The organism is Clostridium transplantifaecale (genome assembly GCF_900626075.1).
GTDB classification, from domain to species: Bacteria; Bacillota; Clostridia; order Lachnospirales; family Lachnospiraceae; genus Otoolea; species Otoolea transplantifaecalis.
The window spans coordinates 610384-636203 of sequence record NZ_UYZY01000003.1 but is presented as its reverse complement, the minus strand read 5'-3'; the positions used below and the strand labels follow the sequence as shown (position 1 = coordinate 636203).

Below are 25820 nucleotides of genomic sequence, written 5' to 3'. Positions count from 1 at the left end.
TTTATGAAAAAGGAGTATTGAAAAATGAAAAATATATTGGAACAGATGAATTTAACCGGAAAAAAAGCGCTTGTAACGGGAGGCGCCCGAGGACTGAATTACAGCATTGCAGAGGGGCTCTGTGAGGCGGGCGCTGATGTGGCGCTCCTTGATATCAGCGAGACCGTATTCGAGTCGGCCAAGACTCTCTCTCAGCTCGGGACAAAAGTGTACGGGGTAAAAGGCGATTTGTCCGACACCTCCGATTTGGACCGGATGTATGCCGAAGCGCTCGGCTATCTGGGAGGACGCCTCGATATCCTGATTAACGGCGCCGGTATCCAGTACCGCTGCCTGGCAAAGGATTTCCCGGAAGAACAGTGGCGCCGGGTGCTGGACCTCAACCTGAACGCGTTATTCTTCATGGCCCAGCGGGCAGGACGCACAATGCTTGAGCAGGGTTACGGGCGCCTGATCAACATCGCATCCCTGAGTTCCTTCGACGGGGCCAGCATGATCGCGGCCTATACGGCCAGCAAGGGCGGCGTAGCGCAGCTCACTAAGGTGCTGTCCACCGAATGGGCGGAACAGGGCGTCAATGTTAATGCCATTGCGCCGGGCTACATGGTGACGGAGCTGACTAAGAATATAAAAGAGGTGAATCCAAAACAGTACGAAAGCATCTGCACACGCATTCCCAAGGGCAGGTGGGGACAGCCGGAGGATTTAAAGGGACTGGCGGTCTTTCTCGCATCCGATGCCTCCGAATACATAACCGGACAGATTATCCCGGTGGACGGCGGTTACCTGAGTAAATAAAAGGAGGAAATATCAATGGATGGTATTGGAATTTTAGGCCTCGGCATCGGGCTGGGCCTGCTGATTTACTTAAGCTTCAAAGGCTGGAGCATGATTCCCACCTCGATCGCCGCATCCCTGGCCGTCATCATCACCAACCGGATGAACCTCTGGGAGGCCTTCAGCGTAAGCTATGCTACCTCAATGAAAAACTATGCCGGGACTTATCTCCTGTTGTTCTTTCTCGGCACCGTATTCGGCGGCCTGATGGGCGAAAGCGGGGCGGCAAAATCGATTGCGGTTAAGCTGCTGAACACACTAGGAAGCGGCAAGGGACTTCTGATTGTCGTCCTGGTCAGCGGAATCCTGTCCTACGGGGGAATCAACCTCTTCGTGCTGCTTTTCACGATTTATCCCATCGCCCTGGTCCTGTTTAACAATGAAAACATTCCCAAACGGCTGTTCCCTGCGGCGATGCTTCTGGGAAGCGCTACCTTCAGTATGGTGGGCCTGCCCGGCTCCCCGGCCATCCAGAATCTGATCCCCTGTGCGGTGCTTGGCACAAACGCCTACGCGGCACCGCTCAACGGAACCCTGGTTTCCATCGTGATGTTTGCCCTGGGCATGTTTTTCCTGGTACGCCAGCAGAAACGGCTGGCCGTGGCCGGTATCGGCTTTGTGCCCGGTTCCCGTGATGACCTTAATAAAATCCGGATTTCGCAGGACGACGATCTCCCTCACTGGGCGCTGTCCGTGCTGCCGATGGCAGTCCTGATTCTCTTCATTTTCTTTACCCGCAATACCCTGGACACGGTTTATGCGGTAAATATCGCCCTGTCCATCGGAATTGCCATGGTGCTCTGCCTGTTCTGGAAACGCATTGAGAATCCGCTGAATTCAATTAACGAGAGCGCCTCCAACAGCATCACTGCCCTGCTCAACACATCAGTGATCGTGGGGTTTGGCGGCGTGGTACAGGCCTCCTCCGGCTTTGCCTCCGTTGTGGACTTCGCGCTTTCCATGGCTATGAGCCCGCTTATTTCCGCTTCCTTAGCCACCGGCATTGTCTCGGCCGCCACCGGCTCATGCTCCGGCGGCCTGCAGATTTTCCTGGATTCCCTGGGGCCGAAATATATCGAACTCTGCCGGGCCGCAGGCATCCCCCTGGAAATCCTGCACCGCGTTATCTGCCTGGCCGGCGCGGGTCTGGATACGCTGCCGCACAGCGGAGGTTTCATCACCGCTATCGTCTACACACAGTTGACGGCAAAGGAATCCTACAAATACGTATTCTTCACAAATATCGTCGTCACCTCCATCGGCTGTGTGGTTTCCATCCTGCTCTTTATGGCGCTTGGAATTATATAAGGGAAGAAATCACAGCTTTGTATAATGGATTGATGAAAAAAATAGACCGGTACTGTAACCAACATTTCATTTTTATAGAATCGGGTGCGGCTTTCCATTTAATGCGGCTGCACCCGATACACAGGAATCTGATTATAAAGGAGAAGGATTATGATAAAAACCTTAACTGTCCGCGGAAAGGAAATCGGAGCCGGAGTTCCCGGCATTATCGTGCCAATCGTGGAAGTAACTGAAACAAAGATTTTAGAAAAAGCGGAGGCCATCCGCAATTTGGCTATAGATATGGTAGAGTGGCGCGTGGATTTCTTTGAACACGCCCTGGAACCGGAGCAGGTCATTCATACGCTGCACAGGCTCCGTGAAGCGCTCCCCTCTCTCCCGCTGCTGTTCACCTTCCGCACAGCGGAGGAGGGCGGTGAAAAAGAAATATCCCCGTCAGAGTATACAGCGCTGAACCGCCTGGCTGCCGAAAGCGGCAGCGCCGACCTGATCGATGTACAGATTTTTATGGACGATGAGACGGCAAGGGAAAATATCGCCGCCATCCATACGGCCGGCGCCCTGGTCATTGGTTCCAACCATGATTTCCACAAGACTCCTCCCCGTGAGGAAATCCTCTACAGGCTGCGCAAAATGCAGGATATGGGCGTGGACATTCCAAAGCTGGCGGTGATGCCGAGGGGCACGGACGATGTTCTGGAACTCCTCGCCGCAACGGCCAGGATGCATGAATCTTATGCCAACCGCCCTATTATCACGATGTCCATGGGCGGAAAAGGCGTTGTCAGCCGTCTTGCCGCGGAGGTTTTCGGCTCCTCCATGACCTTCGGCGCAGTCGGCACAGGCTCTGCTCCCGGCCAAATACCGGTCGACCGGATGTCCGGCGCCCTGGATCTCTTCCACGCCGCTCTGTGAACAGGGAGAAAGTGAGGATATAATGAACCCAATTACCATTAATACAAAACTGATAGCCCTTCTGGGATATCCGCTGGGACAATCTGTTTCCGCGGCCTCCCATAACAGCGTATATGAAAAAAAGGGCTGGGACTGCTGCTATCTCCCTGTTGAGGTAGAAAAGCCGGAAAACCTGGGAAAGATTATAAGCGGAATCCGCCATATGAACTTTGCCGGTTTTGCCGTCACAAAACCATATAAGATTGCTGTGATGAAATATCTGGATGACGCAGACGAGATGACGCGTCTGATGGGTTCCTGCAATACCGTGGTGGTGCAGGAAGACGGTTCCCTGAAAGGTTACAATACGGACGGCCTGGGAGCGCTCCGCTCCATACAGGAAGAAACCGGGGTAGAAATCCCCGGCAATACCTTCCTCTGCTTCGGCGCAGGAGGCGCAGGCAAGTCTATCTGCATGGAATTGGCGTTACATAAGGCAGGGCGCATCTATATCTCTGATTTTGAAACGCCGTGCCGCGAACTGGCGGAACAGATTAACAGGATAAGCCCGGGAACAGCCGTCGCACTGCCTGTAACCGACCGCGCCGCTGTCCGCGAAGCCGCGGCACAGTGCGGCGTCATGATGAATCTGAGCGGTCTTGGTATGTATGGCCACCTGGACGAGACGCCGCTAGAAGAAGCATGTTTTCTGCCCCGTCAGATCTGCTTTGACGCAACCTACAATCCGGTGAGGACCCGTTTTCTCCGGGAAGCCGAAGAAGCCGGCTGTACCGCAGTAAACGGCCTCGGTATGCTGGTCTATCAGGCCACCCGCCAGATAGCCCTGTGGACCGGACATGAGGAGCCTGTCACAGAGATGCGTGAAGCAATGAGTGAGGCGGCGGGAGGCGTTTCCACTGTCTAAAGTTGATGTTTTCTTTAACCAGAACAAAGGGGCTGTAAAAAAACTCCCCAAATAGAAAAATCGCTGGGGTCGTGAGACTTCAGCGATTTTTTGGTATCATTAATTATGCGATTAACTATCGTTACCAAGGATTATTATACTCCCCCTATGCTTTAATATCAATCCGTTGATTATCTTCTATTATAACTCTGTATTGCTCGTTTAACCTATTCTGCTTATCACAGATTAGAGCCCTAGTATCAGCTATCTGTTCGATATTTAAAGCATAATCATCTGGCGTTGATTTTTGGGCATTCTGTTTTAATATTTTTATCCGCTCTCTGTAAAGCACTGACTGTAATTCTTGATTGCGTAAAGTTGCTTGATGCTCTTTTTCTCTCCAAAGGTGCTCTTCTCTTTCCATCTGAAGTCTTTCTTCTGCTCTTCTATCTTCTTGTTTATCATAATAAAGGCCAAAAATTTCTCGGAAGATATTAACAACACCAATAAAACCTAATTGCGGTGGAGAATTATGTGTTAAAGTTGTTAATTTTATGGCACTACTTCCCTGGTAGTCGAAAAGTACGCTTAAATTATCAATACTATCTTTATTGGGATCTTCACTATACGAAAACACAATAGGTCTTGCTTTTTTGACGAAGCTATCATAAAATGCAGTAACGTTCTCTACTTCATATTCTCTGTATCGATGATGTCTAAATGATGAGTATTCGATATCTGATTCATCCATATTTGTAATTGTGGATTTTCTAAAATACTCCTTACTACTATAATCTGATAACGGGTGAGGATAATAGAGTTCGGAGATTGCCCTGGCGATGTACTGCTCCGTATTCTCTGGCCCTAATGGATATAAGCCTTTGGCTAAAAAGAAAGTTGTGTTCTGTTTTTCCTTTAGAATACTCTCCATTTTATCTAGCATCAAAATTTTAGAATAATTTTCACATAGTGAGTTTACATATTTAAGAACCGAAAGCGTTTCTATGTTATCGTGTTTCAATATCATACTTATTTGTTCCAATGCACGTAACCTGGTATTCATATGTTTTCTCTCCTGTATTTTAATTGATACGATAATTATACATAATATCGATTCACTTTGCCACTGCTTTTATGGATATTCTGCCTTAGTTAAGAAGCATTCTTCACGCTCGGAGTAAACACAAAAATGCAGAGACCGTTTTTGAGACGTTTAATTCATAGGATATAATTTCCTATGAACAAAAAAACCGGCCTGCCTGCAATCTGCAGACAAGCCGGTTTAAAAAGGGGAGGATAAGTATTCAAAAATTTCTCTTTTGTGATACTTACAGTATAACCTCCCTGTTTGGATTTATACACATTACGAAAAATATTTTTTTTAATTAGATTCCGGGGCAAATGAACCGTCTTTAACTATCGGATATGGTTTTCCGGATACTATGGTTTTTGAATTAACCGTTATGGTTCCCGAAGTAACCGTTCCATTTTTCGTGTCATACTTTTTACACGTAACGGCCGCGCCACTTTTGGCATCATCCAGCGTTATCTTACTGTCCGTTAGGTATAGGATATAACTGTCCCCGCTCCTGCGCATCATCCAGCTTTTGTTCTTAACATTTAATCCCTGTTTTGACAGCTCCTCGGCAACAACTTTAGCAAAAGAGCCATACTCTCCATACCCTTCAGTATCTGTTGAAATTGCCTCCGAATCCAGAGTGGTGTTTTTCTTAAAAAACTCTTCCAGATTCTTATATGCCACTCCTTTATAAGAACTCAAATCCATATTGGTAAGCAGCGAATGGAGCGTCACAATATCCATCTCCCACTCTCCATGTTTGCTGCACTCGATTTTTACCGCCTCCAGATTATTCACAAGCTGGCATCTGTATTTACCCCCGCTCTTACACAGCCCGTCATATGCATAAACAATTGAACTTATCTCTGTCCCTTTGTCATTGCCGCCATGATCCACGATAATCTTATTCATTATCTGAACAGCTGCAGCCGAATCAGGCGCCTTGCCAAGATCAGTCAGTCCCACCAGATATTCCTCCGCAACCGTATCCATCGCATGCAGACACGCGGCTTTTCTGGACTTCTCGATATACTTCATAAACTGGGGGGCAAGCAGCCCAGTCAGTATAATCAATATTGCAATTGCAATAATCAGCTCGATCAGACTGAACCCTTTTTCTTTTTTTCTCATACTGCATCTCTTTTCTCGTAAACTATGGTAAAGCTACCCCAAGATACTCTGTTTTTGTTTCACTAACTCATTCAATCTCCTTTATTTTACCATTTTTGTATTTTTTTTACCATACTTGTTTATTATATCCTCAAAAATAATCCAGATTCCAGTTTTCATTTCCAATTCCAGTTTCCGAAGTATTATCCGGTTGAAATCTTTCCCCCTCTATTATAGAATATAAGATATCATACCTCTGAAAAAAAGGAGAAACACATAATGAAGAAAAATATTATCGTCGGCCAGTCAGGCGGCCCGACCGCCGTGATTAACGCCAGCCTCTGCGGAGTCATCAGAGAGGGGAAAAACCACCCTGACAAAGTAGGATCCGTTTATGGCATGATTAACGGAATCGAAGGATTCCTGGCCGGGAAATACATGAATTTGTCATCGGAACTCAGCGAGGAAGACTTGGCGCTTCTCAAACTGACCCCTGCCGCTTACCTCGGCTCCTGCCGTTTTAAGCTCCCAGAAAATCTTTCCGCAGCATTCTATCCCACCCTGTTCCACAAATTTGAGGAACTGGATATCGGATATTTCTTCTATATCGGAGGCAATGACTCCATGGATACCGTGAGCAAACTGTCGCGCTATGCCGCCGGAATCGGCAGCGATATCCGCTTCATCGGAATCCCCAAAACAATCGACAACGACCTCGTGGGGACGGACCACACGCCCGGATTCGGAAGCGCCGCAAAGTATGTCGGCTCCACTGTCCGTGAGATTACCCTGGATGCCTCCGTTTACCAGCAGAAATCCGTCACCATCGTGGAACTTATGGGACGCCACGCCGGCTGGCTCACTGCCTCCAGTGTCCTGGCCAGAAAACACGAGGGGGATAACCCGCTTCTCATCTATCTGCCGGAATCCCCTTTTGAATTCGAACAGTTTTCCATCGACTTAAAGAAGGCATTTGAAAAAAGCCAGACCGTCGTTGTCTGTGTCTCGGAAGGAATTGCGGATTCCGCCGGACACTTTATCTGTGAATACTCCAACGAGGCCCAGCTTGACACCTTCGGCCATAAGATGCTGACCGGCTGCGGCGAGATTCTGGAAAATTATATCCGCAACCAGTTCGGCGTCAAGGTCCGTTCCGTGGAAGTGAATGTGAGCCAGCGCTGCTCCGGCATGGTTGTCTCCGCCCAGGATATAGAGGAGGCCGCCGAGGCCGGCTCCTACGGCGTCAAGAATGCAATGGAGGGCGTCAGCGGAATGATGGTAGCGTTCAAACGGACCGGGGACGAGCCGTACTCGATGGAGTGCACTCTGGCCGACGTCAATGAAATCTGCAATAAAGAGAAAACTTTTCCGGCCGAATGGATCACAAAAAACGGAACCGATATCGGACCGGAGTTTCTCACCTATGTACTTCCTTTAATCCATGGAGAAGCCGAACGAAAGATGGAGAACGGCCTGCCGCTTTATCTCTACCGAAGATAAGCTTTTTTGCGGCTCTCAGCGTTTCATGCCGTAAACCGCAAACAAAATATAAAAGGAAAGGAAATCTGCCATGACCACAATTACAAAAGAACATGTTCATTTTGCTTTCTCCCCTGCCGTTCAACCGGCGCTCAGCGTTCCCTCCGGGGATACGGTCTGTTTTGAAACTTACGACTGTTTCTTCAACCAGCTTCTCAAAGAGGGAGCCAATCTTTCAAATATCGACTCCTCCATGGGTAATGCGGTAACCGGCCCCCTCTATGTGGAGGATGCCGCCCCCGGCGACACCCTGAAAATCGAAATTCTTGATATCGCAATGGGTCCCGTCGGCGTATGCGGTTCTTTCCCCAAGACCGATTGGGACAACGGACTTCTCACAGAAAAATACTTCCGCCGTTTTTCAGTCAAAGACGGTGAAGCAGAATTCAACAGCTCCATAAAAATCCCGGTTGACCCGATGATTGGCGTCATCGGCACCGCACCAAAAGAGGGTGAAGTCTCCACAATGACTCCCCTTGATCACGGCGGCAATATGGACTGTACCCAGATTAAGACCGGAACCACTCTCTACCTTCCGGTCAATGTCCCCGGCGCCCTATTATCCATGGGAGATCTTCACGCCGTCATGGGCGACGGTGAAGTCTGCGGCTGCGGTCTGGAGATCGAAGGCGTTGTCACAGTCCGTGTCACGGTCTTAAAAGACTGTCCTCTTAAATGGCCTGCTGCCGTCACGGATGGACGTTTCATCGTGATCGCCGCTGCCGAGACGGTGGAGGACGCCTGGAAACTGGCAACTTTGCGGATGGAAACCTTTATCTCTTCTCAGGCAGGCCTCAGCTACGAAGACACCTCACTTCTCTTAAGTCTTTGCGGAGATCTGGCCGTATGCCAGACCGTCAACCCGATGAAGACGGTGAGAATGGAAATCCCGATGGGAATTTTTAAGGATAAATAACATTGAAAAAAGGGAACCTCCGTCCACATAAATGATGTGAAGCGGTAGTTCCCTTTTTTGATGCCTGTCTTTTTGATGCCTGTCAACTGCTGCCTGTTAATCAAAATATCTGTAACAGTTCAGACAGCATGAACTGTTACGGCACGAGATATTGTTCCAGTTCTTCCTCCGATCCGCGAAACACATTCATGTCAATATATTTCTCCGTCCCCTCATATCCTTCCAGCACCGCGGTATCCGAATACTGCCAGAACGTCCATCTGCTCTTATTACCGAAAACAGGCGGATAATAGACATTGCGGATCCAGAGAGGATACTCGTAAAATTCGCCCTTGATGTACCGGTTATAAACAGCATAGGTCGTATAGATGACCGGTTTCACTTGATAATGCTCTTCCAGAATCCGCAGCAATTTCTTAAGGCTTTGGACCACTGCGTCCTTATCCGGCGGATTTTGTTCCCTACCGGCATAGTATTCCACATCCACGGCCGGAACCATCCGGCCCGAAAGATCGCCGACCGTATTAATATATAATTCCGCCTGGGTCTTAGCCGGACTGTCGAAGCTGAAAAAATGGTAGGCTCCCGTCTTAAGTTTCGCATCCCCGGCATTCTTCCAGTTCGCCGCAAACTGTCCGTCGACATGGCCGCTGCCCTCCGTCGCTTTGATAAACGCAAAACCGACATCCTGTTCCTTCAGCTTTTCCCAGTCTATGGTCCCCTGGTAATGTGATACGTCAACGCCTCTCACCTCATATTGTATTGAGAAATATGCGTTGAGCGGCAGCCATCCCGACAGCGCCGCTGCTGTCAGGAACGCTGCCGCCAATAGCACGGTAAACGGCAGGGCCGCTTTTATCTTCCTGTTCTTCCTGTGTTTTTTTAACATGGTTTATCATACCCGCATCTCAGCGCTGTTTTACTCAGTAAGCTCCCTGACCTCGATTCCGCTGTAGAAAAAGGACAGAATGTCTTTATAGGTCTTTCCTTCCTTTGCCATCTGCTGGGCGCCGTTCTGGCTCATCCCGACACCGTGGCCGTAGCCGCCGCCCCAGATTGTAAAGGTCCTGGTGCCTTTCTCCTCGTCTCTCGCCGTCTCATCCACCGCAATAAAAGCGCTCGGCAGGGACGACCAGTCCGTCATCGTGGAACCGTCGTTTTTCTTATAAACAAGTTCCGGCGCGCCTAGAGTGTTCCTGATCTGGGTCTGGCCCTTCAGAACTTTTTCTCCGTCGCTTCCAACCACCTTCACGGTTTTTGCGATTCCGCCCGTGCCGCGCTCTGTCACAAAGAGGGCCTGAATCGTGCCGATGCCGTCTATCTTCTCAGCCAGTTTTTTGTTGGTGACCGTTGTGGACCAGCGGTACATCGAATATCCGGAATCGTAATTCTTTGTCCCCTGCCCCTGTATAAACGGCACAAAGGCCTCGTTTGTCGTCAGGTCATCCGTACCGCCGCCCTCAGTGAGGGAAATTCCTTTCAGGTAAGGCACATCCTTTATATCGGCTCCCCAGATCGTCCCGTCGGTAGAATAACCGCAGGAGGTGGAGAAATAGTAGGTCTCCGCCGGCGTATCCCCGTAAAACACCATCTCGCCATCCGTCTCCTTGACGGCCAGGTCAGTTCTCTCGTTAGATTCAATATTATTATATACCTGATAATTGGTGCTGTCGTCCACGTGTGCGCCGTACTGGCTGTAGGCGTTAGCCTGGATCTGCCGGTAGGCATAAGTCCTGGCGCAGACGGCCTGGGCCTTAAGCGCCTCAACCTCGTAGGAGGAAGGCATCTCACTCGGCACCACCCTGGTCAGGTAATCTTCCACATCAACCTCGTTGAGAAGCAGGAGTCCTTTCGATTCACGGCTGATTTCAAAACAGCCGAAATACTCCGGCGTTCCCTGCTGCCTGCTGACGCTCAGCACTTTGATTCCTTTTTGCCGATCCTCCGGCTCCACCGTAATCCTGCCCTTGCTCAGGCGTTCATCATCCTTTTTGATGACCAGCTCGCTGCCCGCCTCGATCCGTTCGGCAGAATCGCCGTACTCCACCGTCAGCGGCGTATCGGCCTTCAGTATCACCTGGTCGTGAAAAATCGAGGAAAATCCCTTATCCATGATAAGAACCCTGATATTTTTTGCGGAGAAGCTCTTCACCAGCAGGGCCGCGCAGATTTTCTTATCGGCCACCACGAATTTCTCCAGATTATATCCCACCAGAATATCTTTTTTCTTCTGTTCCTTTACCACTCCGTATGTCTTATATACCTTAAAATCTTTGTCGAGACGCACCTCCCCGTATCCTTCGATCTCAATTGAGTCGTCACGGACCGCAAGAACCTTCCCCTCGATTGTATCCGTTTTCAGGGACAGTTTTTTAATTTTCCCCCTGCTCAGGGAGATATCGGCCAGCACGCCGCTCTCCTGCTCTTCCACTTCCTTTGCCAGTGGAAATTCCCGGATAATGGTGCCTATGTAAAGATTCATCTTATCTCGTTCGCCGGCCGCCAGCCATACATTCCTGTATACGACGTCCTCCGATACCTCCTCGGTGAGGTGTATCATCTCGCCGTTTCTGGCCAGGACGCGGATCTCACGGTCGATATGGGAATCCATAGAGAGTCCCTCAAAGCCCATAATACCTTCGCTCGTATACGCGGTCCAGGGCGCCGCCTCCTTCACATTATCGGGAGTTCCGTAAAGCAGGAGATCCACTTCCTTAACCTCCTGCTCCTTGTCTGCGGCTTTCAAAAACGACGGATAAAAAAGCCACCACGCCTCCTTTGGCATCGGCTTGTTATACTTCTTCCTGGAGACGCCAAGAGCCTGAGAAAGCCCTTTTGACACCTGCTCCGCCGCAAATGCCGCTTCCCCGTATGTAAGAGCCGAGGATGCATAATCATCCTCCGTAACGGTTCCTTCCTCGAGCAGTCCCTGTTCCAGCAGATAATCAATGTATTTCGCCGACCAGTCCTCCTGCATCCTGGCGGAAAGGTGGGAGCCGTTCTCCTTCTGGGAGGACAGGCAGCCGTCTTTGTCCGTCAGCGCGAGCGCCATGGCTTTAGATGCCATGGCGCGGGAAATGTAATTATCTGCTGTATCGAGTTTGACAATTATGATAATCAGGATTATCACAACCGCCGGAATCAGGAAGGCCCAGTAAACCATCTTCTTTGATCTCATAAAAATCCTTTCCCGGACAGCGCCTCATTACTGATTGGCAATGAAAATGAACGCAAAACGCGCTTTCCATTGTTATTTAATGAACTTACCGTCTTTTTCGTCAATATGATCCAGATCTCTATAATCTTCCGTCGCCATGGACAGGTTCTTATTCCTGAGCGAAAAATGGACTGCCCTGGCAATCAGATCATAGATAACCGCGAATGCCGGAACCGCAATAATCATTCCGACAAACCCAAACAGCCCTCCAAACAGCAGAATGGAAAACAGCACCCAGAAACTGGAAAGTCCCGTTGAATCACCGAGAATTTTCGGTCCCAGGATATTGCCGTCAAACTGCTGGAGAAGCAGGATGAATATAAGGAAATAAATACATTTGACCGGGCTTACAAGAAGTACCAGAAAACCGGTCGGTATTGCCCCGATGAACGGCCCGAAAAACGGAATGATATTCGTCACTCCTATAATGACGCTGATTAACAGGGTAAACGGCATCTTCATAAGCGATGTTCCAATAAAACAGATAATCCCGATAATCAGGGAATCCACCAGTTTTCCAATGATGAAACCGCCGAACATCTTGTTCACAAAGCGGAGCTCCTCCACCACGCTGTTGGCCCACTTGAGATTGAGGCAGCCATAAATAATCTTTTTCCCCTGGGCCGCCAGTGTATCCTTGATATTCAGAAGATAGACCATGACAATCAGGCCGATAAGCCAGTTCTTAATAAATACCAGAAGGCTCAGGACGCTGCTGGAGACGCCGGTCAGGAATTCTCCAAGTCTTGTCATGTCAATATTGGTAAAGGAATTCTCAAGCCAGCTTTCCGCCATCTGGACCCCGTTCTGCAGATTGCTGAGCACCATCTCCTCAATATCCGGATTGTCCGCCAGCACCTGGCGTATCCAGGAATAGAGGTTCTGCAGATAGGTTGGGAACGAATCCCGGATCCCAGCCAGGCTCTCAAGCATCTGGGGAATCAGCATCTGGAACAGGCCTGCCACGATCACAAGGACAAGAGATACGCTGGCCGCCGTCCCGACTGCCTTTGCAACGCCCGCCACATGCTTCTCATCCTTCCAAACCTTCAGAAGTTTCATCCTGACGGCGTCCGTCACCCGATTGTAAATCGGTGTTGTAAGGTAAGCAAGCACCGCACCGTATATAATCGGAGCCACGATTCCAATAATCAGATGTATGACCTTTGCCACCTGATCCCAGTACTGGATACAGTACCAGAACACGATACAGATCGCAATCACGGTAACCGCGGTAAGGCCGGTATAAATGTAACGCTTAAATTCATTATTTTTCATGTTCTTCCCTCGTCCGTATTTATTCACCATCAGTATACAGGAAGTCCTCCTTATTTGGCAAGTAATATCATGTAAAGATTTCTTAACAAAAAGTAAACAACAGGCGAAATTGCGTCTCATGGGCTGCTGCCTGTAAGCGGCAATAAGAATACCCATATTTTTCTTCAGGCAAAGCAAAAGCAGCGATTGCTCGCTGCTTTTTATCGTTTGTAACCCCAAAATGCCGGCTCTTACAGTATTGACGCCTAGCTCTGCTAGGTGGGCAACCTCACTTAGGCTTCTGCCTTCCACTCACAGGAGGCCTGACATCCGCTTAAAAATATTGGAATCCCGTTATGTCCGATGTAGGTTCAAAAAAAGTAAGAGTTGTCGAGCATCCCAGGAGTTACAAATGCTCTTATTCATTGGGATGGAAAGCTTTATCTGATAGGCTTTTCATCTTTTGATATCGTTATTATACACCAGTTCTTTGTGTTTTTCAAGTTCCATTTACTGGCCCTAATCTTAAGGTTTTCTTGTCTTTCGTGTTCTTCCCTTTATTTCCAGTGTCTTCCGGTTAAAATTTTTTTATGATATCCGGTTGTTTTATCGTTCCACGCCGTCTTTCGAAACCCTCGCGTACACCAGTTTTTTGGCCTGCGGTTTGGAGTCCGAGAATTCGTAGGAAGAAAGAATTTTTTCCTCCGCCGGGCCGAACAGGAGCTCATCCGATGCATACAGTTTTGCAAGCGGCTCCCCTTTTTTTACATAGTCGCCATATTTTTTAGAAAGAATGATTCCGGCCGCATTGTCGATCACGTCCTCTTTCGTGCTCCTTCCGGCCTTCAGAAGAACCGAGGCGATTCCGCACCCTTCCGTATCCATGTGGGAGACGTATCCGTCTTCCGGCGCCTCCACGGTCCTGCAATACGGAGCCTTTTCAAACTGTTCCGGGTGATCGATGTAAGAGCCGTCTCCTCCCTGTGCCTCGGCCATCTTTTTAAATGTTTCAAAAGCGCTTCCGTCCTCCAGCGCCTGTTCCGCCATACGGTAACATTCCTCCGCATCCCCTCGCCCTGCGGTATGCAGCATCTCGGCCGCAAGCCTCAGGCAGACTTCCCGCAAATCCTCCGGTCCTTTTCCTCTCAGGGTGTCGATTGCTTCCATCACTTCCAGGGAATTGCCGATGGCAAAACCAAGGGGCACATCCATGTCCGTGATCAGGGCTGAGCAGGAGCGTCCGGCCCCGTTGCCAATCGCCACCATCTTCTGTGCAAGTGTGATGGAGTCATCCAGCGTCTTCATGAATGCCCCGCTTCCCGTCTTGACGTCCAGGACAATCCCATTGCTCCCGGCCGCCAGTTTCTTGCTCATAATGGAGGATGCAATCAGCGGTATACTGTCCACCGTGGCCGTCACATCGCGCAGGGCATAAATCTTTTTATCGGCCGGAACCAGGTTGCCGCTCTGCCCGACCACAGCGATCCCCGTTTTCTTAACAATCTCAAAAAAAGTTTCAATCGGAATGGAGGTCTGAAATCCCGGAATTGCCTCCAGCTTATCAATGGTGCCTCCCGTATGCCCAAGCCCACGGCCGGACATCTTTGCAACCTTCACTCCGAGCGACGCCACAATCGGGCCGACAATCAGAGTCGTCTTATCGCCCACGCCTCCGGTGCTGTGCTTATCCGCTTTAAATCCTTCGATCGGAGAAAGATCCACCATATCGCCGGAATGAGCCATCTCCAACGTCAGATTTGTCGTCTCCTCATCGTCCATCCCGTTAAAGCAGACCGCCATCAGCATGGCCGCCATCTGGTAATCCGGAATCTCACCGTTCACGAATCCCTGTACCATAAAGCGGATTTCCTCCCGATCAAGACTCTCATTCCTTTTCTTTTTTTCAATCAGATCATACATTCTCATAAGCCGTCTTACCTTCCTTTCATTCGGCTGTTGCAAACCGTGTAAAACGTGCACGGATGAATACGGCGCATTACACCAGGTTCTCAGGCCCAAAGCTCTCGGGCAGAAGTTCTTCCAGCGTATAAATTCTGTAATCGTCCACCGCTCTCGCCACAATCACCTGGAAAGCGGACGGACGGCAGAATTCCCTCATCACCTGACGGCAGATTCCACAGGGTGCACAGTATGTTTCCGTCTTTCCGTCTTTTCCTCCGCATATCGCAATAGCCGTGAACTCCCGCTGCCCCTCGCTGACCGCTTTGAAAAATGCCGTGCGTTCTGCACAGTTGGTCGCAGGGTAGGAGGCATTTTCAACATTAACTCCCGTGCAGACTGTCCCATCCGTGCACAGAAGAGCGGCCGCCACATGAAAATGAGAATAGGGCGCATAGGCGGAGGGAAGCTGTTCAAAGGCCGCTTCGAGAAGAACCCTTATCTCCTCTTTTGTAAGTTCCGCCTTCGGTTCGCCGTTTCCGGCCTGTATCTTCCGTATTGTGCGTTTTTCCGCCATATATACTCCTCCTTTACTGTGTAAGGTTAAATTAATTATTTTGTTTTTCTCTGTTTACGGCTCCGCGAATCTGTTTGCACCCGCTTTATAAAATTAATGATCAGCAGCGCAATGACCGCAAACGCAATATATCCGTAAATCGGGTACAGTACCCCAATCAGGCTGCCGAATCCCAACTGGCCCGCGGCCCAGGCCGCAATGCCCAGCAGGGAAGAAAACACCCTTCTATGCTTCCCTATGCAGGCAAACCGGCAGAAATACCGTGGGACCGGGGTGAATACCGACATTGCCGCACCGAACATGGCTCCCAGAAGAAATATGGCGCAAATCCATGAAAAAACGGGATGAACCATCTCCGCCAGCGTCAGGATCGGCAGCTCCGTCTCCGTCGCCGCACTTCCCGAATGCATGGCAAAAACAAGGCAGAGCCCGATGATAAATAAAATGACGCCTCCTGCAACCACACCGCGGAGCGCCGGTTTCTTTGATTCATTCGCAAGGCCCAGGGGCGCAAGGGCGCCGATGGCACAGAAAAAATTATAGGAAGTAAAATTGGCGGCGGCAATCCCCCAGCTTCCCAGAAGCGGATTGGATGCAGCCTTTGGTGAAACCTCTATCCGGCCAATTCCATTCTTCAGGATCACAATCAAAGCCGTGGCAATCGTCAGCGTCACCAGGACCGGGACTACACGGCCGAAGGTCTTCACCACCGCTTCCACTCCGCCGAAGGATACGGCGGTCACAAGCGCACAGAATACGGCGCTTCCTACGATTCTGGCCGTATGGCTGCCGGTCAGGTTCTCTATCAGAGTTCCCGCTCCGGATGCCATAACCGTATAAATCCCAAACATAAAGGTAATCTGCACCGCTCCGATCGCCGTGCGCAGCCACGGAAGCTCCACCGGCATCACAACCCGATCCATCTCCCCTGTGCCGCTCATCCCTGCCGTAAGGAGCAGTATGATTCCCAACAACGTCAATATAAAGCATGCCGCAAACAAACCGGCAATTCCCTGTATGCCAAAGCAGCCAAAATACTGCCATAACTCCTGCCCCGAGACAAATCCCGCTCCGAGAAAGCAGCCCATAAACGTAGCGCAAATCTGCCGGCTTCCTATCTTATCCATAATATCTTCCCCTGAAGTAACGTATTTAATATTATGATACGTTTAAACAGCCTGTAAGGCAAGCAGTTTTTTGCGCGGGAGTCCGTCATACATCCGCCATGCGCTGCGGCCGGTCTCCCGCGCCGAGTGCGGCCACATGAAAAACAGCGGGTACAAACCGTATGGCCGGCTCTCCCCGCTGTTTCAATATCCCGGTTTGGAACTGCTCCGCAGCCGGTTATGCTTCTTCTTTTATAATCTTGACCACTCTGCTGGTACCCAGCCTGTCGGCTCCCAGCTCCATGAAATGTTTGGCATCCTCCAGGGAGCTGATTCCCCCTGCCGCTTTAATTTTGATACCGTCACCTACGTGGGCGGCAAACAGCTTAATATCATCAAAGGTAGCCCCTGCCGTGGAAAAGCCGGTGGAAGTTTTGATGTAGTCGGCCTTTGCCTCCGTCACCAGACGGCACATCACAATCTTCTCCTCCTCCGTCAGAAGGCAGGTCTCAATAATCACCTTGAGAAGCTTGCCTGCGCAGGCTTCTTTAACCGCCTTAATCTCATGCAGGATCTTCTCCTCATTTCCGTCCTTCAGATCACCGATGTTGATCACCATATCGATCTCGTCGGCCCCTTCTTCTACTGCCGTCTTTGTCTCAAATACCTTGACCGCCTCGGTATTATATCCATTTGGGAAACCGATGACCGTACAGATGCGCATTCTGTTTCCCACATATTCCTTTGCCTGTTTTACAAAGGAAGGAGGGATGCACACGGACGCCGTCCCGTATTTGACTGCATCGTCGCAGAGTTCTTTAATCTGCGCCCAAGTGGATTCCGGATGAAGCAGGGTATGATCGACCGCTGCCAGTATTTTTTCTCTGTTCATGTTAACTTCTCCCCGTTCTGTTAAATAATTTCTCCGATAAAGCTCTCTCCGGCCGTCTCTCCCGGCACATCGAGATAATCCAGGATGGATGCTGCAATATCGGCAAATGTCTTTCTCGTTCCCAGGTTTATGCCCTCTTTCACAGGCGGTCCCGCGATCACAAGCGGTGTGTACTCTCTGGAGTGGTCGGTAGAAGGTGTGCTGGGATCGCAGCCGTGATCGGCCGTAATCATCAGGATATCGTCTTCCCCAAGCATTGCGAGAAGTTCCGGCAGGCGCTCATCAAAATAAGTCAGGGCCTTTGCATAACCCTCCACATCATTCCTGTGCCCGTAGAGCATATCGTAATCCACCAGGTTTGTGAAGCAGATTCCGTTAAACTCCTTCTGTGCGTAGGCAAGCGTCTTGTCAATGCCGTCCCCGTTGTTCACAGTGCGCACCATATCCGTCACGCCGCTTCCGGCAAAGATATCGTTAATCTTGCCGACTGCCAGAACATCTTTTCCGGCATCCTTAATATAGTTGAGCATGGTAGCCTTCGGCGGCACCAGGGAATAGTCATGGCGCCTGGAAGTCCTGCTGAACGGAAATTCTCCCTCAAACGGACGGGCAATCACACGGCCCACGCCGAATTTTCCTGCGCACAGGCGTCTCGCTATCTCGCAGTAACGGTAAAGCTCCTCGATCGGGACAAGCGATTCATGGGCGGCAATCTGAAATACACTGTCCGCCGACGTATAAACAATCAGAGCTCCCGTTTTCAGATGCTCCTCGCCGTAGTCCTTGATAACTTCGGTTCCAGAGTACGGTTTATTGCAGAGAACCTTTCTTCCGGTCTCTTTTTCAAATTCATCTAAAAGTTCCCTTGGGAAACCGTCGGGGAACGTTGGGAGCGGCTGCTCAGAAACAACGCCTGCAATCTCCCAGTGGCCGATCGTCGTATCCTTACCTTTGGATTTCTCCGTCATTCTGGCAAAGGCTCCGGATGGAGACACACTTTTTTCACGGCAGTCAACGCCGTCAATATTAAAAAATCCCAATTTTTGCATATTAGGCATGGAAAAAGAGGAACTCCGGGCCGCCGCCGCAATTGTGTTGCTGCCTGCGTCACCGTAGTCGGCCGCATCCGGCATCTCTCCGATTCCCACGCTGTCCAGTACAATTAAAAATACACGTTTCATATCATTTACCTCTTTTCTGTATTATGAGCACACGGCCGTATTGAAAGGCCGCTATTATCATTCCACATCTACAAGTATATAACAGGATGGGCGGGTTGTCACTAAAATAGTTAGGTTTAATTGAGGGGCGGGGACGCCTCTGTGAGCCGGCGGACGGGGGAGTGGGAGGGTATTGCCGCGGCCACTATGTGACTGTGATACTTGTAAGTTCTTCGATTTGAGTGTTTCCACCTTGCAATGCGCCTATTGGCTAAATTGATCTGAATTTAAAATGGGTGCAAATATTTCCGCGTTAACTTCATTCCCAATTTGACAGGAGGCATTCTCCTGCATATGGAAGAACGTAGTGGTCGCGGCAATACCATCCCCCCTGAAGGAAGAGAACAAATCAGCCACCGCAAGCCGGGCGGAATGGCGAAAACCTGCGCGTCTTCAGTCCCGGGCCATAACCTACCCGTGGGGAAGAAGGGAGAAAAAGATTCCGCAGGGAACCTGGGAGTCCATCAGCACTTAGGCGTCGTATCTCAGACGCCTTAGTACTGCTATGTACTCCAAAGAGCGCAAGCGTTTCCCGTAGGAACTTTTTCTGCCCGGATTCCCCACCCGCGACAACCTCCAAGCCGGGACTGAATACTTACAACCTCCTCTCACCATTCCGATCCCCGACCGTCCCGGCGGCGTTCTCATCCCCCTTGTCTTTTCCCGAAGTCTCTGCTAAGATTATTGGCAGTTTACATTATTTTCACTCTGAAAACTTTTTGAAGTTATCCGGGGAGGCACATCGTTTATATAAGTGAGACGGATGAGAAAGGGGGCGATCCTATTAATGCGGAACAGCAGTTGGAACAATGGATAAACCAATATCAGAATTTAATATATTCAATCTGCTATAAGTTCACAGGCAACTATTTTGATGCCGAGGATCTGACCCAGGATACTTTTCTTTCCGCTTATAAAAGCATGGCCTTCTTCGATGGCAGCAACGAGCGGGCCTGGCTTTGCAAAATCGCCACCAACAAGAGCCTCGACTATCTGAAACGGGCAGGCAGAAAATCAGTACCTACTGAAGACGTCTATTTTACTGCCATCGCTGCGCCCGATTCTGTGGAAGAGAAATGCCTGGAAAAGGAGGTACGACAGAAGCTCTATGACTGCTGTCTCGCCCTCAAACCTCCTTACCGGGAGGTGGCCCTTGACTATTATTATCATGAGATGGAAATCAGTGAAATTGTAGCTAAGACAGGAAAAAACATAAAAACGTTGCAGACCCAGATATACAGGGCGAAGGGAATGCTGAAAAAACTCTATGGAAAGGAGGAACCGGCATATGGAAAAACAGCACATCGATCCGAAGCGGTTCAAGGATAACCTGACGCAGGAAGAATGCGCCCACCTCGCCTCATGTCCGTTCTGCCGTGAACGGTTTGCAGATTATATCGGGACGCAGGAGCTTATCACAGCGCCCAGGCATTTAAAATCCGACATTCTGGAACGAAGCAGGAATCTGGACGTACAGATTATCGCAGGCACGAACCATCTTTCCAAACGGCTGCAGTTGTTCTACTTCAGCCTTAAGGTCGGGGCCGCAGTCCTGTGTGCGCTGACCATGCTGTCCATCCTCCCCGGACTTTCCAGGGAAATAAGCTCAAGGCAGGATGCGGCGGCAAGACAAAGCCATACAAGATCCGAAAGCCAGTGGTTCTACTATGACACGGTAAATTATTTAACGGAGCAGCTGGGAAAGCTGTCCAATATCAATATGGAGGTATTTAAGAATGACGAAAAAGAAAGGTAAATTATTGACATTCTGCTGGTCCCTGATTCCCGGCGCCGGAGAAATGTATCTTGGATTCTTTAAACAGGGGATCAGCCTCATGGCAATCTTTGCAGTATTACTCGGGATATCGGGTTTTTTGCAGCTCAGTTTCCTGACTTTCCTGTCCCCGATTGTCTGGTTTTACAGTTTCTTTCACACAAACAACCTGAATTCATTAAGCGATGAGGAATTTTACAGTCTGGAGGATGACTTCATCATCCACTGGAATGACATCTCCCCCAACCAGGATGCCGTTAAGAAACATTACAAACTGGTGGCAGGCTGCCTGATTTTCTTTGGAATCAGCATTCTGTGGAAGCTGTTTTCAAGACTGCTGTTCTGGTACATCATACCGGCCCTCTATCTGACCAACGAGGCGTCGGAGCTGATCCGCTTCATTACCAATACCGTGCCGCAGGGTGTTGTGGCAATCGCCATTATTATTGCAGGTCTCTATCTGATTAAAGGAAAACACGACGAACTTAATAAAGATAACCCGGATATCCCCAGTCCTCCCTATCTGGAGCACAAAGGAAACTAAAAGGGAATTTTAAAAACCGTGAGGCAGAACTGCTCCACGGTTTTTGCTTTCATTCCTTCCCAATACCGGACAAGAAAAGTTTATCAGGCCTCCCAGACGCCGGACAGGAGGTATTTTTCAAGCTCCTCCACACTTTCTGCCAGATACTTCGCTCCGGCTCCCGTAAGCTCTTCTGAGGAGCCGTAGCCGTACAGAACTCCGACGCAGTCAATTCCGTTCTCCGCCGCGCCTATGACGTCGTGTTTCCTGTCTCCCACCATGAGCACGGGCGTTACAGCCGGATCGGCATTCAGGCGCTTTAATGTATACTCAATGACATCGCCCTTTTTCACCCGGGTTTCTTCCATATCGGCGCCTCCCACCAGCTTAAAAAGGGAAGCAGGCCGAAATGTTCAAGAATCTGTTCTGCAAAAATCTCCGGCTTGGATGTGGCAACAGCCAGGGTGAAGCCTGCGTCGTTCAGATTCCCAAGCATCGTTTCCATGCCCGGGTACACTTTATTCTCAAACATACCCTGCTTTGTAAAATATTCATGGAATACAGGGATTGCCTCCCTGGCATCCTTTACGGTAAAACCGTAGAACTCCACAAAGCTGTCCACCAGAGGAGGCCCGATAAAAGGACACAGGCTGTCTAAATCATTTTCCTCTATTCCATATGCTTTCAGGGCATGCTGAACCGACTTCGTGATCCCTTCCTTTGGATCCGTCAGCGTTCCATCCAGATCAAACAGTAAAATTTTTTCCACTTTTCTTTCCCTCTGCAAATACGGAAAGAAAGGCGGTACAGCCCTCGCCGTACCGTCTTTCCTTCATCACGATGCCTTTGCATCCTGTTATTTAAGTTTCTATCAGCCTAATTCGTCAACTACTTTCTGAATGGCAGCAAGTGCGTCGTCAGGAAGCTTATCATAGCCTTCTTTAGCCACTTCGAATGCCTTGATCTCATTGACACGGTCGTTCATACGTGCCTTTAACTGGCTGACATACTCCGGATCTTCCATGTTCGGGATAAATCCTTCCCAATCCAGAATTTCGATATCGGAGAATGGACCCCATTTGTGGAACTGGGCCGTCTTCTCAACGATTGCTTCGAGAATGCCGAGAGTATCGGCCGGTTTTACCTTCTTGCCCATGAAATCACCGGTATTGACGATGTAGCAGTCTACATTCTTTTCTTCTACCAGTTTCTTAAACTTATCGTAGTCGTTGGACAGAGGATAAGTACGGAATGGGTTTGCATACGGTACTACTACCAGCTTGTTCGGATCTACGCCGGGAGCCAGACGCTCAGCAGAGGAACGTTTGGTAGCCAGTGTTGCTCCCATAACGGATGCCAGGGATGCGCCTTTCAGTTTCACTACCGGCGGGATGGTAGGGTCTTTCATAATCCAGAAGATCGCGTTGACAGGGGAATCAACCTTGTCTACACGGTTCGGGGACCAGAGTTTGGACTTGATGGCACGTCCGTTACCATTACGGATATCTTCCGTCACTAACTGAATCTTTCCGTCCTCATCAAGAGTTGCGGAGCAGTTCTGTGCCGTCAGGAGGTACTTGTTGTCCTCACATCCGGTTGGGTAATCGGCTGTCTTATCAAAGTAAGTCGGCTCCAGGGCAACGGATGCGCAGGTATCTGTGTTGATAACAAACGCGTCGTCATGGAGAACCTTAATCTCATATTTTCCGCCATGTTTTGCATGGGTCAGAGTGGATTTACCGGAACCTGACAGGCCGTATACAGAAGCAACATACTTGCTGCCGTCTGCCAGTGTATATTCTTTCTGGCCGCCGTGGCAGGATGCGTAACCGTTGCGGTTGGCAATTGCCCATGCCATTGTCAGAGTGCCCTTCTTGTGCTCGCCGAAGTATCTCATGCCAAGGATACATGCGCAGTTCGTCTCTGTGTTGAAGTAGCACAGGGTTTTCTTCTGCGGATCGGACAGGCAGTCTAAGGATACGTTCGGACGGTCGGAACCGTTCCACTGCGGATCGGAGAAGATATAGATATCGGCTTCCCTGCCGTCTCCAACCGGTTTGGAATTCTTGTACATTCTTACATATTCGTCGGACATATACTGGAAGTTCAGCATCCAGTTATACATGATATTCTCTTCGCCCTCAGGAATCAGCAGATGTGCCTTAACCATAAATTCAGGATCCAGGCCTACAAATACTTCTGCATGATACATTGTTTTCCAGCGGGACTCATAAATGGCGTCCATGGCTACGAGATCCAGGGCCGCACAGTCTACACCTGGCTCACCAGCGATACGGCGTGCTGTTGCATAACGTCCTGTAATGGCTCCATCGTTAAATAACAGTACTTTCGCATCCTTCTCCAGGCCGAACTCCTCACCCCTGTATACCGGCATATCGGTTACAACGGTTCCAGGAGAATTCTTTGCTAATTCATACGCTTCTTTCAAGGTGTTTACTTTCACCACATTATTTCCGTAGAAAGCTGCTTCAATGATGGATCTTGTCTTAGAAAAACCCGGCTTACCTGCGCCGATCTCACTAATTGGGTAGTACGCTTTTGTTGACATCTTAGTCCTCCTTTATACTGCACCTCAAATTTGCCTCAATTATCTCACTTTGTTAAACAAAAGTCAATGCCTGGCTTCATAAAATTATTATTAAGTTCATTATAAAATTTTCAGTAAAACGCTCCATTTTTCGCAGTCGATTTTATGTACATTGACCAGCCGTTTTTCTCCGAAGCCGTCATTAGTTACAAATTCGCGGCCTGTTTTCCGTGCCATACTGACACCAGATGGTAAAGTTCGTCCTTTGCGGACACTGCGTCTCCCGCGGCTGCCGGTTCCTGACTCTCATACCCAGCGCGGCCGCATAGCGGCATATTACATCTTCGCGCGAGTGCGCATCCTGCCGGAGAGCTTTTATATCATAAGAGCGCTTTCCTGCGATATCAAAAGAGGCGCCGGAGTCTCCCCTTCACGGGCAGACTCAGCACCTCATTTGCAATGTAAATCCATTATTCTTTATTTAAAAAATTCATGCCTTCCATGCTGCATGACAAAGGACAGACGGCCGTCAAACCATTTTACATTGGATGATTCCGATCCACCCCGGTTCATAAAGTACAATGCTCCCTGGGAGTAATCTTCTCCTGCCAGCGCGCGATCCACGCAGTCTATCGTCTGCTGGGTCACCTTGCAGGTGTTTATGCTTCCGTCTATTACCGGCGAAAACTGGGATCTCTCATACACTACATCAGTTACATTGTTTGGAAATTCCCCACTTTTAACCCGGTTTATGATGACATTGGCTACCAGAATTTTACCCTTCTCATCACAGATTCCCGCCTCCGCCTGTACGATTCTCTGCAAAACTTTGTAATCACTGTCTGAATACCTGATTACAGCCTGTTCGCGTTTTAACCGTGCGCGCTCGGCGCGTTCTTTTTCCGCTGCTTCTTCCGCGGCCTGCTGCGTCTGCATCAGGACTTCTCTTTCAATCTCCTCGATCTCCAGTGCGGATTTTGCCAGTTCATCCTGTATGTTTTTTTCCAGCAGACTTCCTATAAGCCGCTGACCCTGTTCTTTTGAAGCGGTAAGCAGAACTTCCATGTCAGTTCCAAAGCTTGTACTTTCTTCCTCCGACTGCATCATATCCGGCAGTTTTTCCTCATCCTCACTATTCTCGTGATAGGCTGCGGCCGCAGTCTTTCCTGCGCCTGCAAAACTGCTCGAACTAAAAGATACCACCGTCACAACTGTCAGTCCTGTTACCAGCACTGCGGCTGTACGGTACATTTTTTTTGTCACACTAACAACCAACGACTTGACAAAATGATAAGCAGTCTGAAGAAATGAGTAAATGTTTGGCATACACTCTCCTCTTTCTTTTAGGCTCTTTTTTGTTCTGCAATGGTTTCAGGGGTACCCTTCCCCACTGCCTGTTTCAAGTGACGGTGGTAATTATATGGGAGTTTCGTAAAAACTGTCAATAACTTTTTAACATTTTTGTGACATCATACAGTAGCGCTTAACTTTTTGTTAACACTTATGTCAAATCTACACAATGTTTTCACCGTTTTTTACCATAAAATTTATATATTTTGGCAAAAGCTTTTTTCATAAGCTATAACAGTTATGGCAATTTCTTCCATATGAAAAAAGAGTCGTTTTATGTCTATTGATTTTTATGTTAACTATTTTCAGACTTTTTACCTTTTGATCATTGTGATTTTTTGTACTTTCCGTCAGATTAGCGGAGCAAAATCAGCTTCAATATAGCCTGCAAGATCCTCCGGATTTACCGATACCTGGACTCCGCGCATTCCGGCGCTGACGGTAATTCGGTCGTAAAGCTGGGCTGTTTCTTCTATATAAGTAGGGAACCGTTTTTTCATCCCGATCGGAGAACAGCCGCCGCGGATATATCCGGTCAGCGGCAGTAAATCTTTCATGTGAATCATCTCCACTTTCTTATCTCCGGCCGCCCTGGCCACCTTCTTTAAATCCAGTTCTTCATCAACCGGAATGCAGCAGACCAGATACCCCTTCTTCTCTCCCTTCAGCACCAGCGTTTTATACATACTGTCATGATCCACGCCCATTTTGTCGGCCGCATGGCTGCCCGATAAATCATTCTCATCCACTTCGTATTCACCCGGTTCGTATTCAATTCCAGCCGCATCCAAAAGGCGCATTACGTTTGTTTTTGTCATAATTATGTCACTTCCTGTTAATATTCACAGCCATTATTCCGCAAAGTGTTTTC

23 protein-coding genes, 1 other RNA gene and 1 pseudogene are annotated in these 25820 nt (G+C 49.2%); 9 read left to right on the top strand and 16 right to left on the bottom strand.

The features are described 5' to 3' along the window. Positions 1-24: 24 nt before the first annotated feature. The 4 genes from EJL91_RS14320 (at position 25) to EJL91_RS14305 (ending at position 3964) form a co-directional block, all read left to right on the top strand. Complete coding sequence (locus EJL91_RS14320; protein ID WP_125142632.1) at positions 25-798, top strand: SDR family oxidoreductase; 774 nt, start codon at positions 25-27, stop codon at positions 796-798. Positions 799-813: 15 nt separating this feature from the next. Beyond that, positions 814-2145 carry a GntP family permease gene (locus tag EJL91_RS14315; RefSeq protein WP_125142631.1) on the top strand — a complete coding sequence of 444 codons (1332 nt, stop codon included), beginning with the start codon at positions 814-816 and terminating at the stop codon, positions 2143-2145. Between the two features lie 150 nt (positions 2146-2295). After that, complete coding sequence (gene aroD / locus EJL91_RS14310; protein ID WP_341467010.1) at positions 2296-3060, top strand: type I 3-dehydroquinate dehydratase; 765 nt, start codon at positions 2296-2298, stop codon at positions 3058-3060. Between the two features lie 22 nt (positions 3061-3082). Next, positions 3083-3964, top strand: a complete 882-nt coding sequence (locus EJL91_RS14305) for a shikimate dehydrogenase family protein (protein ID WP_125142630.1) — start codon at positions 3083-3085, stop codon at positions 3962-3964. A gap of 145 nt (positions 3965-4109) precedes the next feature. Here the strand turns inward: EJL91_RS14305 and EJL91_RS14300 are convergent, their stop codons facing one another. After that, entirely contained in the window at positions 4110-5006 is an 897-nt protein-coding gene (locus tag EJL91_RS14300) for a hypothetical protein (protein WP_125142629.1), read from the bottom strand. Positions 5007-5324: 318 nt separating this feature from the next. Further along, the gene (locus EJL91_RS14295) at positions 5325-6152 is read right to left on the bottom strand and encodes a prepilin-type N-terminal cleavage/methylation domain-containing protein (protein WP_125142628.1); all 828 of its coding nucleotides are present in this window, start codon (positions 6150-6152) and stop codon (positions 5325-5327) included. A 258-nt stretch (positions 6153-6410) separates the two neighbouring features. On the opposite strand from EJL91_RS14295, the gene EJL91_RS14290 reads away from it, so the two are divergent. Further along, a complete protein-coding gene (locus EJL91_RS14290; RefSeq protein WP_125142627.1) occupies positions 6411-7631 on the top strand; it encodes a 6-phosphofructokinase in 1221 nt (406 codons plus the stop codon). Between the two features lie 70 nt (positions 7632-7701). Further along, a complete protein-coding gene (locus EJL91_RS14285) occupies positions 7702-8586 on the top strand; it encodes an acetamidase/formamidase family protein (RefSeq protein ID WP_125142626.1) in 885 nt (294 codons plus the stop codon). A gap of 136 nt (positions 8587-8722) precedes the next feature. Here the strand turns inward: EJL91_RS14285 and EJL91_RS14280 are convergent, their stop codons facing one another. The 9 genes from EJL91_RS14280 to EJL91_RS14240 form a co-directional block, all read right to left on the bottom strand. After that, positions 8723-9475, bottom strand: coding sequence for a GH25 family lysozyme (locus EJL91_RS14280; RefSeq protein ID WP_125142625.1), 753 nt, complete (start codon positions 9473-9475; stop codon positions 8723-8725). Positions 9476-9505: 30 nt separating this feature from the next. Beyond that, on the bottom strand, positions 9506-11764 hold the full coding sequence (locus EJL91_RS14275) for a SpoIID/LytB domain-containing protein (protein ID WP_125142624.1): 2259 nt from the start codon (positions 11762-11764) through the stop codon (positions 9506-9508). Positions 11765-11836: 72 nt separating this feature from the next. Next, positions 11837-13081: an AI-2E family transporter gene (locus EJL91_RS14270; RefSeq protein ID WP_125142623.1), complete on the bottom strand. Its 1245-nt coding sequence runs from the start codon at positions 13079-13081 to the stop codon at positions 11837-11839. A gap of 208 nt (positions 13082-13289) precedes the next feature. Further along, positions 13290-13469, bottom strand: a non-coding RNA gene (ssrS, locus tag EJL91_RS14265) — 6S RNA. A gap of 197 nt (positions 13470-13666) precedes the next feature. After that, positions 13667-14986: a pyrimidine-nucleoside phosphorylase gene (locus EJL91_RS14260; protein ID WP_125142622.1), complete on the bottom strand. Its 1320-nt coding sequence runs from the start codon at positions 14984-14986 to the stop codon at positions 13667-13669. Positions 14987-15056: 70 nt separating this feature from the next. Then, the gene (locus EJL91_RS14255; protein ID WP_125142621.1) at positions 15057-15536 is read right to left on the bottom strand and encodes a cytidine deaminase; all 480 of its coding nucleotides are present in this window, start codon (positions 15534-15536) and stop codon (positions 15057-15059) included. A gap of 35 nt (positions 15537-15571) precedes the next feature. Beyond that, positions 15572-16663: a YkvI family membrane protein gene (locus tag EJL91_RS14250; RefSeq protein ID WP_125142620.1), complete on the bottom strand. Its 1092-nt coding sequence runs from the start codon at positions 16661-16663 to the stop codon at positions 15572-15574. A 217-nt stretch (positions 16664-16880) separates the two neighbouring features. Beyond that, positions 16881-17534: a deoxyribose-phosphate aldolase gene (deoC, locus tag EJL91_RS14245; RefSeq protein ID WP_125142619.1), complete on the bottom strand. Its 654-nt coding sequence runs from the start codon at positions 17532-17534 to the stop codon at positions 16881-16883. A 20-nt stretch (positions 17535-17554) separates the two neighbouring features. Continuing rightward, positions 17555-18715: a phosphopentomutase gene (locus tag EJL91_RS14240; protein WP_125142618.1), complete on the bottom strand. Its 1161-nt coding sequence runs from the start codon at positions 18713-18715 to the stop codon at positions 17555-17557. 840 nt (positions 18716-19555) lie between these two features. Between EJL91_RS14240 and EJL91_RS14235 the strand changes: the two genes are divergently transcribed. From EJL91_RS14235 to EJL91_RS14225, 3 genes are read left to right on the top strand one after another with little or no spacing between them, the layout of a single operon-like run. Further along, entirely contained in the window at positions 19556-20083 is a 528-nt protein-coding gene (locus EJL91_RS14235; protein ID WP_243125356.1) for an RNA polymerase sigma factor, read from the top strand. Next, on the top strand, positions 20043-20510 hold the full coding sequence (locus tag EJL91_RS14230; RefSeq protein ID WP_243125354.1) for an anti-sigma factor: 468 nt from the start codon (positions 20043-20045) through the stop codon (positions 20508-20510). Before EJL91_RS14235 ends, EJL91_RS14230 begins: the two co-directional genes overlap by 41 nt. After that, positions 20491-21072: a hypothetical protein gene (locus tag EJL91_RS14225; RefSeq protein WP_125142615.1), complete on the top strand. Its 582-nt coding sequence runs from the start codon at positions 20491-20493 to the stop codon at positions 21070-21072. Before EJL91_RS14230 ends, EJL91_RS14225 begins: the two co-directional genes overlap by 20 nt. 83 nt (positions 21073-21155) lie before the next feature. Here EJL91_RS14225 and EJL91_RS25380 read toward each other — a convergent pair whose 3' ends face one another. The 5 genes and pseudogenes from EJL91_RS25380 to ybaK all read right to left on the bottom strand — a co-directional run bounded on the left by EJL91_RS25380 (position 21156) and on the right by ybaK (position 25767). Continuing rightward, the gene (locus EJL91_RS25380; RefSeq protein WP_423243446.1) at positions 21156-21332 is read right to left on the bottom strand and encodes an HAD hydrolase-like protein; all 177 of its coding nucleotides are present in this window, start codon (positions 21330-21332) and stop codon (positions 21156-21158) included. After that, positions 21327-21820, bottom strand: a pseudogene (locus tag EJL91_RS14220) (HAD hydrolase-like protein); the annotation flags it as partial. The pseudogene EJL91_RS14220 and the gene EJL91_RS25380, both read right to left, overlap by 6 nt. 102 nt (positions 21821-21922) lie before the next feature. Then, complete coding sequence (locus EJL91_RS14215) at positions 21923-23620, bottom strand: phosphoenolpyruvate carboxykinase (ATP) (protein ID WP_125142614.1); 1698 nt, start codon at positions 23618-23620, stop codon at positions 21923-21925. A 456-nt stretch (positions 23621-24076) separates the two neighbouring features. Further along, positions 24077-24925, bottom strand: coding sequence for a cell wall hydrolase (locus EJL91_RS14210; protein ID WP_125142613.1), 849 nt, complete (start codon positions 24923-24925; stop codon positions 24077-24079). A 374-nt stretch (positions 24926-25299) separates the two neighbouring features. Further along, the gene (gene ybaK / locus EJL91_RS14205; protein ID WP_125142612.1) at positions 25300-25767 is read right to left on the bottom strand and encodes a Cys-tRNA(Pro) deacylase; all 468 of its coding nucleotides are present in this window, start codon (positions 25765-25767) and stop codon (positions 25300-25302) included. Positions 25768-25820 lie beyond the last annotated feature (53 nt).